This window comes from Luteibacter sp. P4_D7_3 (assembly GCF_056401735.1).
Window position 1 is genome coordinate 1 of record NZ_JBFUIT010000549.1, and the last position, 1,419, is coordinate 1,419.

The window sequence follows — 1,419 nt, forward strand, 5'->3', positions numbered from 1 at the left end:
GACCTGCATCGCCGCGACGACGAAGGCCCCAATGTGCAGATGTACAGTTGGGCACCGCTGATCCTGTTCTGGCGCTCGTTCGACGTGGAGGGTGGTCGTTGGGGATCCGCGTGGCTACTCGGTTTTCTTTTGGCGATCCCGGTCACCTACTGGCTTTCCCGCTGGACGCGCGAGGGCGGGAACGCGTCGAACACGCGCGGGCCGGTGACCTTCCTGCTGGTGGCCATGTACTTCGCATCGACCATCCTGATAGTGAAAGACCACCGGGCTGAGATGCGCGAGAAGCGCCTGCAGGCGGACCAGGTCAGTGTGCAGGCTTCCAGTCCGCGAACGCGACCGGCTTCGCTTTATCCGCCCGTGTGACGGAGGTCTTGTCAGGCGTTCCCTCCAACGGGAATGACATCGTGTGGATCTCGCTGTGGAAGAGCCACGTGCCAGCCTTTGCGTCGTAGCGAAAAGTAACGAAGTCCGACCAATGGGACCCGCACGCGACGGCATTCTGCACCGTGAAGTACGCACCCTTGACGGCCAGGCCCTCGTCGTCCTCGTCGAACGGATCGCACTGCCCGCCTTCGTCGGCCCTGAGGACGACAAGATCGTTGCGAGCTGCCAGTTTGAAGGCGCCGTCGTCCTGGCTTTCGAAGATGAGAAGTGGACGCGGTGAGGCGTTGGCCATGGTATCCACAGCGTGGTGCACGACAACGAGAAGGCTCTGCCGTTTGTTGCCAAGTTCCGGTCCCGGGGCGGATTGCATGACCTCGAATCCATGAGGGATCTGCGCCTGGATAGCCTTCGGCAAGGCATCAGCCGACAGGCATACAGACGTCGAACCGAGCGCTGCCGCCGCGACCAGTGCAAACACAGCGAGCTTCTTCAATGCCATTGTTATTTCCCTAAGCCAGGCCTTAAAAACCTTGCAAATCTCGTACGCGGTCGTAGCACGCGCCGCAGAGAATCGTGATCCCCAGCGACTTCTCCGATCGTTCATTCCAATCGCCGCTGGCCCCACCCTCCCGGACGCGTACAACCTCACACTCGGAACACCACGCATCACCTCGAGGCTCGCCTGACCAGAAGAAACCTACTTTCTCGCCGGTCTCAAGGGACTCAGCCAGGTGCTGGCAGACAAAGGTCTCCTGCTGTTCTCCGTGGACGTGGCATTGGATGGTGTCGCTCATGGTCAGGGCACACCCATCCGCTGGAAGTCACCACGCCAGGTCGCCTTGGGCGAGGCTAAGGTGATCTGCATGCGGCCGTTAGCGGCCATCGTCGTCTTGAGGTCGCGACCCATCAGGCTATCGCAGAAGCGCCCGCCATTCCTCGACACGCCAAATCGATAGTAAACCGTGCCGCCGTCTTCCTTGAGTAACTTGGCAGGCACTTCGCACGCGAACGGCTCGGCGAAGTGCATGGATGCAC

General features: G+C 61.0%; 3 protein-coding genes. 1 reads left to right on the forward strand and 2 read right to left on the reverse strand.

The window, feature by feature from the left end; translation table 11 throughout:
- The coding region (locus AC1DSN_RS22610; RefSeq protein ID WP_477333072.1) for a hypothetical protein at positions 1–363 on the forward strand (363 nt) is incomplete at its 5' end.
- On the opposite strand, the gene AC1DSN_RS22615 is transcribed toward AC1DSN_RS22610, so the two are convergent.
- On the reverse strand, positions 305–883 hold the full coding sequence (locus AC1DSN_RS22615) for a hypothetical protein (RefSeq protein WP_477296209.1): 579 nt from the start codon (positions 881–883) through the stop codon (positions 305–307). The two genes, AC1DSN_RS22610 and AC1DSN_RS22615, sit on opposite strands and share 59 nt — an antisense overlap.
- A 297-nt stretch (positions 884–1,180) precedes the next feature.
- The coding region (locus tag AC1DSN_RS22620; RefSeq protein WP_477333074.1) for a hypothetical protein at positions 1,181–1,419 on the reverse strand (239 nt) is incomplete at its 5' end.

Excerpts from the sequence above, each read along its gene's own strand:
- AC1DSN_RS22615 (WP_477296209.1), bottom strand. The coding sequence starts at position 883 with ATGGCATTGAAGAAGCTCGCTGTGTTTGCACTGGTCGCGGCGGCAGCG.